The following is a 14,264-nucleotide window of genomic DNA, read 5'->3' on the forward strand; positions in this document are numbered from 1 at the left end:
CCGCGAGGATTAAATCCGGATCGGGGGGGGCCGGCGGCGACGTGTCCCGGTACGGAAGACTGACGAGAAGGGACCCGCCGGTGGAGCTCACTGCTGGAAGCGTCTGGATGATTGTGTCGGCAGCGATGGTTCTGCTGATGACCCCGGCCCTGGGCCTGTTTTACGGAGGAATGACCCGGGCCAAGGCCTCGCTCAACATGATGATGATGAGCTTCGTCTCGGTGGGGATCGTCGGCGTGGTGTGGGTCCTCTGGGGCTACTCCATGAGCACCGGGCAAGGTGTCCTCGGCGTGTTCGGCAACCCGTTCGCGAGCTTCGGCCTGAGCAGCCTCATCGGTTCGCCGGATCTGATCAAGGCCGGCTACAGCGCCACTTTTGCCATCCTCACCGTGGCCCTTATCAGCGGCGCCATCGCGGACCGCGCGAAGTTCACCTCCTGGGCCCTCTTCGTCCCCATCTGGATCACCCTCGTGTACTGCCCCCTGGCCTTCATGGTCTGGGGCGGAGGCCTCATGAGTGCCGGCGGCGCCGTAAGTGCCGTCTTCGGCCAGGTCATCGACTTCGCCGGCGGCACCGTAGTGGAAATCGCGTCCGGAACCGCGGCGCTGGTCCTGGTCCTGATCCTGGGCAACCGGCACGGTTTCGGCAAGGACCCCGGCCACCGCCCCCACAACATTCCCTTCATTATGCTTGGCGCGGGCATCCTGTGGTTCGGCTGGTTCGGCTTCAACGCCGGCGCCGCCACCACAGTGGAGCAGGCCGGCCTGATCTGGGTGAACACCCTGGCCGCCCCTGCCGCAGCCATGATCAGCTGGCTGGTGACGGAGAAGGTCCGCCACGGCCACCACACCTCCTTGGGCGCGGCGTCCGGCGCCGTCGCCGGCCTGGTGGCGATCACGCCGTCGTGCGCCAACATCAGCCCGCTCGCCGCGCTGGGCCTTGGCTTCGTGGCCGGTGCGGCCTGCGCCGTGTTCGTGGACCTGAAATTCAAGTTTGGCTTCGATGACTCGCTCGACGTCGTCGGCGTCCACCTCGGCGGCGGCCTGATCGGCACGCTCGCCCTCGGTTTCATTGCGCTCCCGGTGGACGGTGCCGGCGGCGGGCTGTTCTACGGCGGCGGCCTCCACCAGGTCATCGCGCAGGCCGTGGCCGTTCTCATCACGGTGGCCGTGTCCGGCCTCGGGACCGCGGTGATCGGACTCGCCATCCACAAGACGCTGGGTTTCCGGGTCAGCCGCGAGGACGAACTCGCCGGAGTCGACCGGTCCGAACACGCCGAGACCGCGTATGCCTTTGCCGAGCTCGGTTTCAGCCGGTTCAACCCGTTCGGCCACCACACCGGCGCGGCCCACGCCGCGACGTCCGCCCACGCGGCCGGCCGGGCACCGGAAAATGCCTCCGCACGCGCAAAGGAAGACAGCCTCGTCTGAGCCGGCCGCTGGGGCCGGCTCAAGTTTTTCCAAAGGGCCCGGGTGTAAGACGCGGTCGGAGGCTTAAGATATGGGCGGGGGGCACTCGAATTAGCGAACTCGCTTAATGGGAGGCCACGATGTTCAGCCAAGCCAGCCGCAAGGCATCAAAACCGAAGCTAACATCGGTGGCGCGGACCCCGCGCAGACACCGGCGCAGCTCTCTTCCCAGACCGGACACATTTTGGTTCAGGCGCGGGCTGGCCTCGCTGGCGGCCTTTGCCCTGGCGGCTGGCGGCAGCCTGGTGGCGGCAGCTCCTTCGAACGCCGCCAACCCGGCACAAAACTACATCGTGGTGCTCAAGGACGGCGTCGTGGACGCCGGAGCGGCGGCGGCCGCCCAGCAAAGCGCCTACGGATTCACGGCATCAAAGGTCTACCGCAACGCTGTGAACGGCTACTCTGCCACTCTGACGGCGGCCCAGGCGCAACGCGTCCAGGCCGACCCCAACGTCGACTTCGTCACGGCAGGCCGGACCTTCCAGCAACCGCGGGATCTTGGAACCGCGGCCACCCAGGAGACGCCGTTTTGGCGCAAGCGGATCGCCGGAACCAGCTCAGACGTCCGGAAGGCCCTCGACCGGGGGCCAAGCCGGATCAACGTCAACGTCGCCGTGATCGACAGCGGCATCGATGCGACCCACCCGGACCTGAACGTCAAGGGCGGCGTCGACTGCCAGTCCGGCTCGCCCGTCGAGGTGACCCCCGTTGACGTCCTGGGGCACGGGACATTCGTTGCGGGCGTGATCGGCGCCCGGAACAACCGCCTGGGCGTCATCGGGACCGCCCCGGGCACTCCGCTGTGGTCTGTCCGGGTGGTTGACGACAACGGCCTGATCTCCGAGCAGAGCCTGATCTGCGCGATTGACTGGGTGACCTCGACGCGCAAGGACCATGACGACAGCAACGACATCGCCGTGGCCAACATCAGCATCGCCGGCGGCGCCGCGGACACGCCCAACTGCGGCAAGGGCACGGACCCAATGCACTACGCCATCTGCCGCTCGGTCCGGGCCGGTGTCACCTATGCCGTCGCGGCCGGCAACGCCGGTGAGGACTTCGCCAACACAGTGCCGGCCACGTACGACCAAGTACTGACCGCCACCGCCATGGGCGATTTCGACGGAAAGTCCGGCGGGGATGCCGCCCCGATCTGCGGCCCTGACGACTTTTCGAAGTACGGGCAAAAGGATGACCAGCCTGCATTCTTCTCCAACTTCGCCACCACGAGTGACGACAAGGCCCACACGGTCGCCGGACCCGGTGTGTGCATGCTCTCCACCTGGCCCGGAGGCTACAACGTAAGCAACGGCACCAGCTTCGCCAGCCCGGCCGTGGCAGGGTCCGTGGCCCTCTGCATCAGCCAGAAGGCCTGCACGGGCTCAGCCGAGCACGTCATGGAGCAGTACCTTGACCTGACAAAGTCGTACTCGAAGCGGCACCACGACTACGGCTTCGGCGGCGATCCCATCCACCCGATCTCGGGGCAGTACTACGGATACCTGACCCAGACGGTGAGCTTCTGACGCTGCGGCGGTGAGGAATCCGGCGGCGCAAGTCGCCGCGCCAGAGGCCCTCGGCGAGTCTCAGCCGGGGGCCCAGCCGGGTCTCAGCCCAGCCGCCGGTTTCAGCCCAGCAGCCGGCGCTCATAGGCGAAGGCCACCAGCTGGAGCCGGGTCCCGAGGCCCAGTTTGCCCAGCACGCTCCTGAGGTGTGTCTTGACTGTCGCCTCGGATACGAACAGGCTTCCGGCGATCTCACCGTTGGCCAGCCCCTTGGCCGCGAGCAGGAAGACATCCCGTTCCCGGACAGACAGCACCTCCAGCGCGGACAGGTCCGGTCCCCCGGCCGGCACGGTCCGGGCGGCATGCTGGAACAAATCCTGCACTGATCCCGGCGCAATCACGGAGTACCCGGAGTACACCGTCCGGATCGCGGCGAGGAGGAACTCCGGTTCGGCGCTCTTGAGCAGGTAGCCGCTGGCCCCGGCGTGCACGGCGTCAACCACCGCCTGGTCCCGATTGAACGTGGTCAGGGCGATGATCTTCGGCGCGCCGGTGCCCGCGGCCTCCGCCTGCCGCACGATCCGCCGTGTGGCGCCGACACCGTCAAGGACCGGCATGCGCAGGTCCATGAGCATCACGTCCGGGCACCGTTCGACGGCGAATGCCGCCGCCTGCGCGCCGTCGCCGGCTTCCCAGGCCATCTCCATGTCCGGCTGGCTCTCCACCAGCATCCGGATTCCCGCCCGGAACAGGGCCTGGTCATCGACAATCGCCACGGTAATGGCCGCCCCGGCATCAGCCACGGTCGCCGGCTTCGGCCAGCGGCATTCCCGGGCGCGCTGCTGGGCTTCCCGCGGGAACCAGGTCCGGCTCCGCGCTGGCGGCGGCAGCGGCAGCGTCGGCGTCGGCCGTCCTTGTGCCGTAGGGGATAAAGACGGTCACCCGGTACTGCTCGCCATCCGGGCCGGACGTCATCCAGCCTCCTGAGAGGTGGGCGCGTTCCCGCATCCCGGCGAGGCCGCGGCCCACCCGCGTTTCGGCGGCGGGGTCCGGGCTGTCCCTGCCTGGGGTCTCCGGGATCCCGGACGCCGCATGCAGGGTCAGCCCCGGGCCGCTCCAGTCCAGGTGCAGCCGCACCGCGGTGCCGCGGCCGCCGTGTTTCAGTGCGTTGGTCAGGCATTCCTGGATGATCCGGAATACGGCGAGCTGCTGCCCGGCGGAAAGCTCGGCGGGTGCGCCGGACTCGCTCTGTTCGATCTCGAGGCTGCCCTGCATGCGCGCCACGAGGGGCCCGACGTCGCTGAGCCGGGGCTGGGGCGTGACCATGCCGTCGTCGTGCACCCCCTCGATGACGCGCTGCGCGTCCACCAGGGCGCTCCGGGCCGACGTCGCAATGTTCTCCAGGGCGTTTAGGACTGCCCTCGGCTGGTCCTTGCTCAGGTAGCGGGTGCCATCCGCCTGCGCCGCGATCACGGCGAGTGAGTGGGCCAGCACGTCGTGCAGGTCCCGGCCGATCCGGGTCCGTTCCTGCTCCACGATCAGGTCCACCTCGGCTTCCCTGAGGCTGGTCTGGGCGATGGTCCTGGCCTGGAACAGGCTGCCGCGTTCCTGATACATCGCCAGCAGAAGTCCGACGGCGGCGCAGGCTGCCGCGATCACCAGCAGCAGCGAAAAGAGTTGCCAGCCGTAGGCTTGAAAGGTCCACCGGTCGCCCATGTACAGCGGAAGGAGCCAGCCGACGCCGTTGCCGTAGCGCCAGGACAGCATCAGGAAGGTCATGGCGCCGGCGAACACCACGTTGGCGGCCGCCGCGATGAAGCGTGTCCTTCGCCGGGCCGTCCATTGGATGAAAGCCAGGGACACGAACGCCCCGAGGTAAATGGCCCAGTGGTTGGCGTGCATCGCGGGAATGGCGTACCCCAGTTGGCCCGCGAGCAGCCCTGCCGTGAATCCGAGCGACGCGTAGGGCTTCCAGGCAGCGCAGGCAATCGCTGCCGTCATGAGGATCAGCGGCCACGTCCCCTCCCAGGTGTGGAGGCCGGGGCCCATCCGCCCGGCCTCGGCCACGCACCACAGCGTGAAGAAGAGAACGGCCGCCGCGGGGGCGCCCCAATGCCGCAAAACTTTCAGTAGTGGTTCCATGCTGTCACCCTATCCACGGCGGCTGTCACAGGCAGGTCACATCCGGCCGCACTCCACCTTGGGGCCAGAAGATTCATCTTTCGAGCCAGCCCTCCGTCGATAGCGGGCGTAGTATGGCGGCCATGACCAAGGCAGCGGTTGAGGTCACAGCTCCCGCCGAAGCGGTGCCGTACTCCGTGCTGGACAGCGTGTTCTTCGTGGTGGGCGGCGTTGCGGCTGTGTGGCTGACCGCGCTGCTGGTGCAGTTGAGCTTCGAATGGGGCTGGGCGCAGGTCTGGTTCCTCTTCATCTTCTGGGCCCTGCTCGCCTATCTGGTGCTTCCCCGTCTGCACCGGATCCTGACCCGGCTCTACGTTCCGGACTACTTCATCGGCCGGGCGCGCACCAGCGACGGGCTGCTGGGCGATCCCGTGAACATCGCCCTGCTGGGATCGGAACCGCAGATCCATGGCGTGATGCGGTCCGCGGGCTGGACAAGGGCCGATGACGTGACCCTGGCCAGCAGCCGGCGGATCGTCTCCTCCACCCTCCTGCGCCGCAGCTATCTCGAGGCCCCGGTCAGTCCGCTGTTCCTGTTCGGCCGCCAGCAGGATTTTGCCTACCAGCAGGAAGTCGACGGCACCCCGGGCAAACGGCACCACGTCCGCTTCTGGCGGTGCCCGCCCGGCTGGCTGCTGCCGGGCGGGCTGGCCGTCGACTGGTTGGCGGCCGGCACGTATGACCGCAGCGTCGGGCTGTCCCTGTTTACCCTGCAGATCACCCACAAGATCGATGAGAACACCGACGCCGAACGCGACCATGTGGTCGGCGCCATTACCGGGGCCGATCCCGCGGCCGGGCTCCGGGTGATCCGTGATTTTTCCACCGGCTATCACGCGCGCAACGGCGGGGGCGACACCATCACCACCGACGGCAATCTCCCCATCGTCGATCTCAGGCAGACCGTCGCGGAGCCGACCGCTGCGGGCTTGCTTGGGAGCGACACGCCCCCGGGCGAGGGCCGCGCCAGGCGTCCTTCGACCACGATTGTCGGGGCGGTCTTCGTCGGTGCCCGCGCGGCGGCGGCCGCGCTGCTGGCCCTGTCCCTGGTGCTCTTCAAGGACGCGCACGTCAGCTCACTGGTGCAGCCCGTAGCCGGCCCGGCGGTCACAGAGGCCCAGGCGGAATTGGCCGTCAGCGCCGCAACGGCGGTTGTCCTGCTCTTTGCCGTGGCAGAGATCCTGCTGGCGTGGTTCGTGTTCCTCGGCCGAAACTGGGCCCGGACGGTGGCCATGGCACTGAGCACGGCCGCCATCTGCTTCCAGGCCGTCGATGTTTTCCACGGCGGCCCGGACATCACCCTGAAGTCCAATCTCCCCGGCCTGACCCTGGACATCCTGTTGCTTCTGGCGCTCTCCAGCAAGCGGTCCCGCGACTATGCCCTGCGCCCCCGCAAGGTAATCAACCGGGATTCCAGCCGTCCCGGCGGCCGGACGCCCGTCTGAATCCGCAGGATCAACGGGCCCTTGACAGCCCTCTCGCAGCGGGAGCTAGATGTTCAAATAGCCAGCAATCCACCGCAGGAGCAGCTAAGGAGCGGACATGAGCGACGACTCACAGGCGCCGGAGCGCCACCACAGCGAGACCCCGGCCGAAGGTGATGCAACGGCTGAACCCTTCGACGACCGCGCCCATTCCCAGGACGCGGCAGAAGGCCCGGACACCGACGACGAACCGGGCCCCACGGCCTAGCCTCCCTAGGCGCCAGCCTCTCTACGATCGAATTCGCCGGAACCCTGCGGGCTCGCCGGAACTTTCCGGCGAGCGGGGAGGCTTCCGGCGATTTGGACTCGCCTGCCCCGACCGGTGTCCTGTCGGTCCCCGGCGCACACAGTCCTTAACAGGCGAAATATCTTCGCTTGCCCGGCTGTTGCTCCGGCATGACAACTATCGGAATCATCGGTGCAGGACACATTGGCAGCCAGATCGCCCGCAAGGCCGTGGAGGTCGGCTACGACGTCGTGATCAGCAACTCGCGCGGGCCGGAAACCCTGACGGAGCTCGTCGCGGAACTGGGGCCCAGGGCCCGGGCCGCAACGCCGGCCGAGGCGGCCGCAGCCGGCGACTTCGCCGTCGTCACCGTGCCGCTCAGGAGCCTCCCGGACGTCCCCGTGGAACCGCTGGCCGGCAAGATCGTCCTCGACACCAACAACTACTACTGGGAACGCGACGGGCATATCCCGGCCCTGGATGCCGGCGAGGCCACCACGTCCGGCCTGTTGCAGGAGCACCTTCCCCAGTCGAAGGTGGCCAAAGCCTTCAACCACATCATGTACTCCCAGATCACCACGGACGGGACGCCGGCCGGCACCCCGAACCGCCGGGCCCTGGCCACGGCGAGCGATTTCCCGGAGGCGGCCGAGCTGGTGACCAGGCTCTACGACGAATTCGGCTTCGACACCGTCAACATGGGCCCGCTCGCCGAAAGCTGGCGCACGGAACGGGACCGCCCGGCCTACGTGATCCGGCAGAACGCGGCCGAGCTCACAGAGAACCTGGCCAAGGCTCCGCGCACCATCTGACCCGTCCTGCCCCGGGCGCGCGAATTCGCCGGAAGCCTGCGAGGTCGCCGGACTTTTCCGGCGGGCTCGCAGCCTTCCGGCGAATCCGGGCGGCAGCGCGCGGCTACGCCACCGCAGGACCCGGGAAGCCCTGAAGGGGGACGACTCCCGGATGGTCATTCCCCTATGCGCTTTGCTGGGCTCCGGCCCCTGCGTCCCGGAACTCTGACGGACGCGACGACGGCGGCGGCTGAACCTCCCGCCGTCGGGGTCCGCTGGCCGCGTCACCTGTCGCGGGCGGGCGCGTCCTTCCCGAACCATGCACTGACCAGGAGCCACACGGACCACACGAGGATGAGGACAATCCCAGCGAGTGTAGGAATGGAGTTGGCCGGAGAGAAGCCTTCGGCGCCGACGATCCAGCCCTGCGCAAGGTAGGCGAGCCCGGACAGCGCCATAAGGTAGCCGATCAGCCGGGAGACGCGGCGCGCCCCGACAACCACGGCACCGGTCAGGACCAGGGCCACGCCCAGCACGAAGCTCTGGTAACTGCGCATGCCCCACTCCAGCCAACGGATACCCTCGGCCGTCGCAAACCGCGCAGCTTTCTCCGGCTCCGGAGCCGCAACCCAGGCGTCCACTGCGTGCTTGAGGGCAACGCCGTCGACGGCTTGGAGGGCGGCGTAAAGTGCCAGCGCGGCGACCGCAGCGACAGCGCCGAAGCGGGCCGTCCAGGCCATGGCCCCGTCCGGTGCTTTCAAGACCACCAGCAGGACCAGCAGCCCGGAGATGAGAAGCGCCATGCCGGCGAACTGGCCGAGGTGGACCGCCGTCCAAATACCGCTGCGGGCGTACTCCGCGAACGTCGCCGGGTGGTCATTTGCGCTGGCCGTATCGGCATGGAGCAGCCCGGCGACCACGGACAGCGCGAAGCCGGCAAACGCCAGGGTGGCGGCGAGGCGAAGCGGTGCACGGTCTGATGCCGGGCGCCCAGACCCGGCCGAAGCCGCCGGCCGCGGATTATGATCAGTGCCGTATTTCCTCATGGCATCGCCCGTTTCGTGCCGACGCGCGGGTGCGCGAAGTGCGCGAAGTGCGCGCCTAAGCGCAGGCTACGCCGATTGCGTCCCCGGAGCCACGGGCCTTTGACCGGCATGTGGCGGCGGCACGTGTGACCCGGCGGGACCGCCCGTTAATCTGGACACCGCCGCACCCACTAGGACTGCGCTGGTCCATGGCCCAACCGCGCAGCGAAGCGCGCGACCGCGTCTTCCGGAGTTGGCGCGGGGCCGAAGAGTTCTGCCTGGCGGCTCGTGTTGGCCACGTAGCGGCCGGTTTCGAACCACGCCGCCATGGCTCCCATGTCGCTCATGCGCGAGCCGGACTTTCCCGAAATCTTGCCTATCCTGAGGAGCAGTCCGGTGGGAAGGGAGAGCACCCTAATTTTCTTGTTCGCCAGCCGCGACGCCAGTTCAGCGCCTTCCCGCATGCTGATGGGGCGCGTCCAGCCGATTTCGATGCGTTCGCCGTCGGCGATGTCGGCGTCGACGGCTTCGGCGAGGTAGGTTGCGAGGTCGCTGGTCAGAACGAACGTCAGGGGGACGCTCTTTGAGCCGAGCCAGATGATGCGGCCCTTCTCGAACGGGTCACCGCCGAGCCGGGCAATCTGGTCGAAAAATGCTCCGGGGCGCAGCGCGACGAACGGGACGTTGAGTTCTTCGAGCTTGTCCTCGGCGAGCTTCTTGTGCCAGAAATGCGGCACACCGGGTGTCTGGTCACTCGTGAGGATGCTGGTGAGCACGAAGCGCGGCACCCCGGTTTTGCTGGCGGCGATGGCGAGATTGGCGTTGCCACGCGTGTCGATCTCGTGGGCGTTCTTGTTCTTCCCGGTGTACCCGGCCGCCGTGGTGATCACAGCGGCGGCGCCGGTCATCGCGGCGACGAGCGAATCGAGGTCGAGCATGTCGCCGCGGGCTATCTCGACGCCCTTGGCCTCGAGTTTGCCCGCGTCCGAGCTCGGGCGGACAAACGCCCGCACCTTCTTGCCCCGGTCAAGAAGCCGGTCGACGACCTGCCCACCGAGCGATCCCGTTGCACCGACCACCAGCACGGGTTCCTGTTCAGACATTGTTATCTCCTAGTTGTTTTCTCTGCGGCAGCTGCAATGGGCCGGCCCTCGAGTAATGAGCCCAAGGAGTTCGACGGCGCCCGTAGCCTGTGAGCGTTTAGTTCGGCGGCGCCTGGCCCGCCCCGCTCCACAGCCGCCGCCACCAGGGCCGCCTCGGCTCCGGCTCCGGAGGGGCGACGGCGGCCGCGGCAGCCCGGCGACCCCGCCAGCGGTCCAGTTCGGCGTCGACGTCCCGCGTTTTGGTGATCACGGGCGGCCCGCCCTGGAGCTGCCGCCGGGCATCGATGACCCGGGCATTGAAGTCCTCCACGATCTCGCGGACCTGCTTTTCGCTGAACTGGGCATCGAGCCGCGCGTCGAGCTCGGCGTCCTCGGTGCGGAGCAGGATCGCCTTCGGGCCCAGCCCGGAGATGTTCTCCCGCTGGATCAGGCCCTTGACCCACCAGTCAGGGTCGTACGCCTCGTCCAGCCCGGGAATGGGTTTGCCGGCGTACTTGAGGTTGTCGAACTTGCCCTGCGCCATGGCATCCCGGATCAGGTACTCGGCCTTGGCGGCGTCGTCGATCTTGGCGCGCTTTCGCCGGAGTTCCTCCTCGGCGGCGTTGAGCTCGTCGTTCTCCTGCGCCGTGCTGCCCGTGGCCCGCACGGCCCGGAGTTCCGCGGCACGCTCCACCCGGCGCCGGAACGCGCTGTTGGAACCACTGACTCCGCTGCTCATCAGTCACCACCGTCCTCGCCTGTCGAAATCGCGGATCTGCCTTCCAGTATGAGGAACAGCCGGGCGGCGGCAAAAGGTCCGCGCGGCGGCGAACCGCGACCGTTGCAACCCGCCCCCTCGCCGAGACGGGATCCTTACACTCCCGTAACCCGGTGTTAACCCACCCGTGCGAAGCTGGGGACTTCGGATAAAACTAAGCATCCTTCCCATCTCTCCTGCACAGCAGATCCCGAGGAGTTGCAGCCGTGAACAGCCAAAACCAGAGCGCGTCCGGAAGCCCCCTACAAACCAGCCGCGAGGAAGCGCCAGAGGATCAGAGCAGCACGCACGTCACGCATGTGCGCGAAGACGTGGCCATGGCGGGCCGGTGCGCCAACGTCCACCTGCCCACCGGGCGCACGTGCACGTTGCCCAAGCGCCACCCCGGCTCGTGCAATTTCGTCGGGCCCGAGGACGCGGAGCACGTTGCAAAGCATTAGATCAAAGCACACCCCCTCCGCAGTTTTGCGCAAGGATTCCGGCGGATCCGGTCACGGGTGCCATGCCCCGGCTACGCTGATCGGACATTGAGCACCGGATCTAGCTGAGGGAGATCACGTGCCTCGAGAGAATCTGCGTGAAGATCTGCAGCACGCCGAGAACCTATCGGCTCAAAGACTGCCGACTGGAAAATCATCCGCCGCGCCGCGGCCCTTACCACTGGACGCCACAGCCCTGACCCGGGCCGGCATTGCCGGCTGGGCCGCCCGGCTCGGACCCCCCGGAGCGGAAGCACCCCGGTCCCGGAGGCTGGCCCATGTGGGCGGCATCGCGGCCATCGCCGCCCTGGTCCTCTACCTGACGTGGCGCGTCCTGTTCACGATGCCGTCGGGGGAATGGAACCTGGCCATCGCCTGGATCCTGGTCACCTTCGAGGCCTTGCCGCTTGCCGGCCTCATCCTGAAGGCGTGGTCCGTGTGGAACATCGACAGCCATCCGCCGGCGCCCGTGACGGAGGCCCCCAACGGCATGCGGGTGGCGGTGCTGATCCCCACGTACAACGAGCCCATCGAGGTTCTGACGCCCACGGTCGCGGCGGCCTGCGAGCTGGCCCCGGCGCATGAGACGTGGGTCCTCGACGACGGCGACCGGCCTTGGGTCGAGGAAATGTGCGTCGCCTACGGCGCCCGGTATGTCCGACGGGCCGTCCACGACCACGCCAAGGCCGGCAACATGAACCACGCCCTGGGCCTGATGGCCTCGGAGAAGGCCGCCGGCGGCCCCGGCATCGACATCATCGCCGTCCTGGACTGCGACCACGTCCCGCTGCCCACGTTCCTTACCGCCACCCTGGGCTGGTTCGAAGACCCCGGGATCGCCCTGATCCAGGGTCCGCAGTCGTTCTACAACGGCGGCGCGTTCGACGACGACGGCATCACGGGTGAGCAGGGCACCTTCTTCAACGTCCTCATGGCGTCCCGCAACGTACCCGGCGCCGGACCCTTCTGGTGCGGGTCGACGTCGTTGTTGCGTCTGAGCGCCCTGCAGGAGGTGGGCGGCGTGGCGACCGAGACCATCACCGAGGACATGCACACCACGCTCAAACTCATCCGGCGCGGCTGGCGGACCGTCTACCACCACCAGACGCTCGCCGTCGGGCTCGCGCCGGCGACGCCGGACCAGTACCTGCTGCAGCGCCGGCGCTGGGGCATGGGAGCCATGCAGATTCTCGTCCACGAGAAGCTGTGGGCGGCGAAGGGGTGGCTGTCGTGGCGGAATTACCACGAGTACCTCAACGGCACGCTGTGGTGGCTGGAGGGCATCGCCACGCTGGTGGCCTTCCTGATTCCGGTGGTGATCATGCTGTCCGGGGCGCAGACCTCCACTGCCGGGCCGCTGCTTTTCACCGGGGTCTTCCTGGTCATGTTCACCGTGCGCCTGTGGGGGTCCAAGCAGCTGATGCGCAACGAAATCCACTGGCCCACGGCCTTCGCCCTGCGGATTTTCCGCGTCCCGGTCGGCCTGGCGTGCCTCTGGTGGCTCATGTCCCGGAACATCCTGGAGTTCCAGGTGACGCCCAAGGGCGCCGCCGACCTCCGGCTCCGGGGCCGGACGCCGCGCATCCTGATCGTGATGGTTGTCCTGATCACCGCGGTGATTCTGTATGCGGCGGCCGGGTTGGCCGGGCTGGTGCCCTGGCGCACGACGCCCGGTTCCACGGTGGCGTCCGGTGCCTGGCTGGTGCTCGCCGGCGCGGTCCTGGTGCTCGGGACGCGCAGGATCCGGGCCGCCGAATTCGCCACATCCCGCCGCAACGCCTACCGGATGGAGGTGTCCTCGCCGGTCGAGGCCGAGGGCACCAGCGGAGAGCTGCTGGACATTTCGGTCGGCGGCGCCGCAGTCCGCTTCCCGCACGGCACGCTGCCGGCTTCGGGGTCCGTCATGCTCCGGTTGCCGGAGGCCGCGCCGGTCCGGCTGCAGGTCATCCGCACCACCGGGCAACCCGACGGCACCGAGATCGCGTCCCTGCGGGCGGCCGACGACGACTGGGCCACCTACCGTGCGCTCTCGTTGTGGATCTTCCACACGCCCGCAGGGGCGCTGCCCGATTTCCCGCCCGGCGTCCCGGCCGCGGCGTCGCTGCGGGGGCGCTGAGGGCTGGAGGCCGGTGGTCCCGCCCGCTCATTCCCCCTCGAGGCAGAGGATGAACCCGGGAAACACATGCCGGCCGGGGCGTCCGCCCACCTCGTCGATGGCCCGGCGGATCTGCCGGAGCTGCTCGACGGTCATCTGCAGCGGTGGTTCGTCGGGCTGGTAGGTGGTGAAGATCGGATAGTCGACGCCGGGCTGCTGCGACATTTCGATGTGGCAGCCCAGGACATGGGTGACGGGGTGGGTGGCGCAGAACCCGATCAGCCGGTCGATGGTGCTCACAAACGCTGGCCAGTCCTGGATGTAGAGCCGGCCGGGATAGACCGTGTCACCGGTGAGCAGGAACCCGGTGTGGGGATCGTAGAACGTCACGGCCGCGTTGTGGTGCCCCGGGCTGGGCCAGCATGCCAGGACGCGCCCGCCGAGGTCCACCTGCGCCGGCTGAACGGCGTCGCCGCCGGCGTCCGGGTCGCCGGCGTCCAGGGCACCCGCGGCAGTGAATCCGAAAAATTCCCAGGCATTGTCCCGGGCCGCGTCCACCAGAACGGTGTCGGGACGGCCCGCGAACTGGGCATCGCCCGCGACATGATCGCCATGCGGGTGGGTGTGGAGGACAAGGAGACCGTAGCCGTCGCGGGGATGGGCGGCAAGCCAGGCCTCCACAAGTCCGTCGACAACGCGGCGCAGCGGGAAGAAGTCCGCGGATGCGGTCGCGCCGGTATCGATGAGGACGGCCCGCGCGTTGCCGAACAGCAGGAACATGAACGGCGCCTCGTAGTTGACCGCCATGTTCTGGCGCAGGATGAACGTGTGCCCGTCGTAGGCGTGGACCTGGATGTCCGGGTCCGTATTGTGCTTCGCCGATTCCGAGCCGTGGATCCAGGCCGCCTCCAGGTCTCCCGACCGGGCGCGGCCTGCGGTGAAGTCGATCAGGTCCGGGGGCGTCTCCATGGGTTCTCCTAGGGGCGTCAGCGCCAGTGGCGGCGGGTGCGGCGGACGTCGGGTTCCGCAATGACGCACCAACACTCCATGATGACCGGTCCCCTTCCGGTCCTCAAACCCGGTCGGTTGCTCCGTAGTTGCCCTTTTGACGAGTGATTACGGCACTTACGGAGCAATCGATGGGGCCAC

Annotated in this window: 12 protein-coding genes; 6 read left to right on the top strand and 6 right to left on the bottom strand. The window is 68.2% G+C overall.

Annotated elements, in window-relative coordinates; genetic code table 11:
* Nucleotides 1-80: 80 nt before the first annotated feature.
* Together AC1D1A_RS13540 and AC1D1A_RS13545 are read left to right on the top strand one after the other, a co-directional pair.
* Nucleotides 81-1,430: an ammonium transporter gene (locus AC1D1A_RS13540; RefSeq protein ID WP_476947922.1), complete on the top strand. Its 1,350-nt coding sequence runs from the start codon at nucleotides 81-83 to the stop codon at nucleotides 1,428-1,430.
* A gap of 284 nt (nucleotides 1,431-1,714) precedes the next feature.
* Nucleotides 1,715-2,995: a S8 family peptidase gene (locus tag AC1D1A_RS13545; protein ID WP_476947923.1), complete on the top strand. Its 1,281-nt coding sequence runs from the start codon at nucleotides 1,715-1,717 to the stop codon at nucleotides 2,993-2,995.
* Nucleotides 2,996-3,096: 101 nt separating this feature from the next.
* Here AC1D1A_RS13545 and AC1D1A_RS13550 read toward each other — a convergent pair whose 3' ends face one another.
* Together AC1D1A_RS13550 and AC1D1A_RS13555 are read right to left on the bottom strand one after the other, a co-directional pair.
* The gene (locus tag AC1D1A_RS13550) at nucleotides 3,097-3,777 is read right to left on the bottom strand and encodes a response regulator (protein WP_476947924.1); all 681 of its coding nucleotides are present in this window, start codon (nucleotides 3,775-3,777) and stop codon (nucleotides 3,097-3,099) included.
* Nucleotides 3,770-5,116 carry a sensor histidine kinase gene (locus AC1D1A_RS13555; RefSeq protein ID WP_476947925.1) on the bottom strand — a complete coding sequence of 449 codons (1,347 nt, stop codon included), beginning with the start codon at nucleotides 5,114-5,116 and terminating at the stop codon, nucleotides 3,770-3,772. Before AC1D1A_RS13555 ends, AC1D1A_RS13550 begins: the two co-directional genes overlap by 8 nt.
* A 122-nt stretch (nucleotides 5,117-5,238) precedes the next feature.
* Here AC1D1A_RS13555 and AC1D1A_RS13560 point away from each other — a divergent pair, with 122 nt between their 5' ends.
* The 3 genes from AC1D1A_RS13560 to AC1D1A_RS13570 all read left to right on the top strand — a co-directional run bounded on the left by AC1D1A_RS13560 (nucleotide 5,239) and on the right by AC1D1A_RS13570 (nucleotide 7,677).
* The gene (locus AC1D1A_RS13560) at nucleotides 5,239-6,600 is read left to right on the top strand and encodes an LssY C-terminal domain-containing protein (protein ID WP_476851748.1); all 1,362 of its coding nucleotides are present in this window, start codon (nucleotides 5,239-5,241) and stop codon (nucleotides 6,598-6,600) included.
* 97 nt (nucleotides 6,601-6,697) lie between these two features.
* Nucleotides 6,698-6,847 (top strand): hypothetical protein, encoded by a 150-nt coding sequence (locus AC1D1A_RS13565; protein WP_164468554.1) that lies wholly within the window; start codon nucleotides 6,698-6,700, stop codon nucleotides 6,845-6,847.
* A 188-nt stretch (nucleotides 6,848-7,035) separates the two neighbouring features.
* On the top strand, nucleotides 7,036-7,677 hold the full coding sequence (locus tag AC1D1A_RS13570; protein ID WP_476871374.1) for an NADPH-dependent F420 reductase: 642 nt from the start codon (nucleotides 7,036-7,038) through the stop codon (nucleotides 7,675-7,677).
* Nucleotides 7,678-7,940: 263 nt separating this feature from the next.
* Here the strand turns inward: AC1D1A_RS13570 and AC1D1A_RS13575 are convergent, their stop codons facing one another.
* The 3 genes from AC1D1A_RS13575 to AC1D1A_RS13585 form a co-directional block, all read right to left on the bottom strand.
* Nucleotides 7,941-8,702 carry a DUF4386 family protein gene (locus AC1D1A_RS13575; protein WP_476947926.1) on the bottom strand — a complete coding sequence of 254 codons (762 nt, stop codon included), beginning with the start codon at nucleotides 8,700-8,702 and terminating at the stop codon, nucleotides 7,941-7,943.
* 170 nt (nucleotides 8,703-8,872) lie between these two features.
* Nucleotides 8,873-9,784, bottom strand: a complete 912-nt coding sequence (locus tag AC1D1A_RS13580) for an SDR family oxidoreductase (protein WP_476947927.1) — start codon at nucleotides 9,782-9,784, stop codon at nucleotides 8,873-8,875.
* A gap of 97 nt (nucleotides 9,785-9,881) precedes the next feature.
* Nucleotides 9,882-10,502 carry a DnaJ family domain-containing protein gene (locus tag AC1D1A_RS13585; RefSeq protein ID WP_476859913.1) on the bottom strand — a complete coding sequence of 207 codons (621 nt, stop codon included), beginning with the start codon at nucleotides 10,500-10,502 and terminating at the stop codon, nucleotides 9,882-9,884.
* A 597-nt stretch (nucleotides 10,503-11,099) separates the two neighbouring features.
* Between AC1D1A_RS13585 and AC1D1A_RS13590 the strand changes: the two genes are divergently transcribed.
* Nucleotides 11,100-13,136: a glycosyltransferase family 2 protein gene (locus tag AC1D1A_RS13590; protein WP_476947928.1), complete on the top strand. Its 2,037-nt coding sequence runs from the start codon at nucleotides 11,100-11,102 to the stop codon at nucleotides 13,134-13,136.
* 27 nt (nucleotides 13,137-13,163) lie between these two features.
* Here AC1D1A_RS13590 and AC1D1A_RS13595 read toward each other — a convergent pair whose 3' ends face one another.
* Nucleotides 13,164-14,084 carry an MBL fold metallo-hydrolase gene (locus tag AC1D1A_RS13595; RefSeq protein ID WP_476871378.1) on the bottom strand — a complete coding sequence of 307 codons (921 nt, stop codon included), beginning with the start codon at nucleotides 14,082-14,084 and terminating at the stop codon, nucleotides 13,164-13,166.
* Nucleotides 14,085-14,264 lie beyond the last annotated feature (180 nt).

Source organism: Arthrobacter sp. P1_B9, from assembly GCF_056406495.1.

Coding starts and splice junctions, on each gene's coding strand:
- AC1D1A_RS13565 (WP_164468554.1), top strand. CDS start 6,698: ATGAGCGACGACTCACAGGCGCCGGAGCGCCACCACAGCGAGACCCCG.
- AC1D1A_RS13585 (WP_476859913.1), bottom strand. CDS start 10,502: ATGAGCAGCGGAGTCAGTGGTTCCAACAGCGCGTTCCGGCGCCGGGTG.
- AC1D1A_RS13570 (WP_476871374.1), top strand. CDS start 7,036: ATGACAACTATCGGAATCATCGGTGCAGGACACATTGGCAGCCAGATC.
- AC1D1A_RS13575 (WP_476947926.1), bottom strand. CDS start 8,702: ATGAGGAAATACGGCACTGATCATAATCCGCGGCCGGCGGCTTCGGCC.
- AC1D1A_RS13580 (WP_476947927.1), bottom strand. CDS start 9,784: ATGTCTGAACAGGAACCCGTGCTGGTGGTCGGTGCAACGGGATCGCTC.
- AC1D1A_RS13595 (WP_476871378.1), bottom strand. CDS start 14,084: ATGGAGACGCCCCCGGACCTGATCGACTTCACCGCAGGCCGCGCCCGG.
- AC1D1A_RS13555 (WP_476947925.1), bottom strand. CDS start 5,116: ATGGAACCACTACTGAAAGTTTTGCGGCATTGGGGCGCCCCCGCGGCG.
- AC1D1A_RS13560 (WP_476851748.1), top strand. CDS start 5,239: ATGACCAAGGCAGCGGTTGAGGTCACAGCTCCCGCCGAAGCGGTGCCG.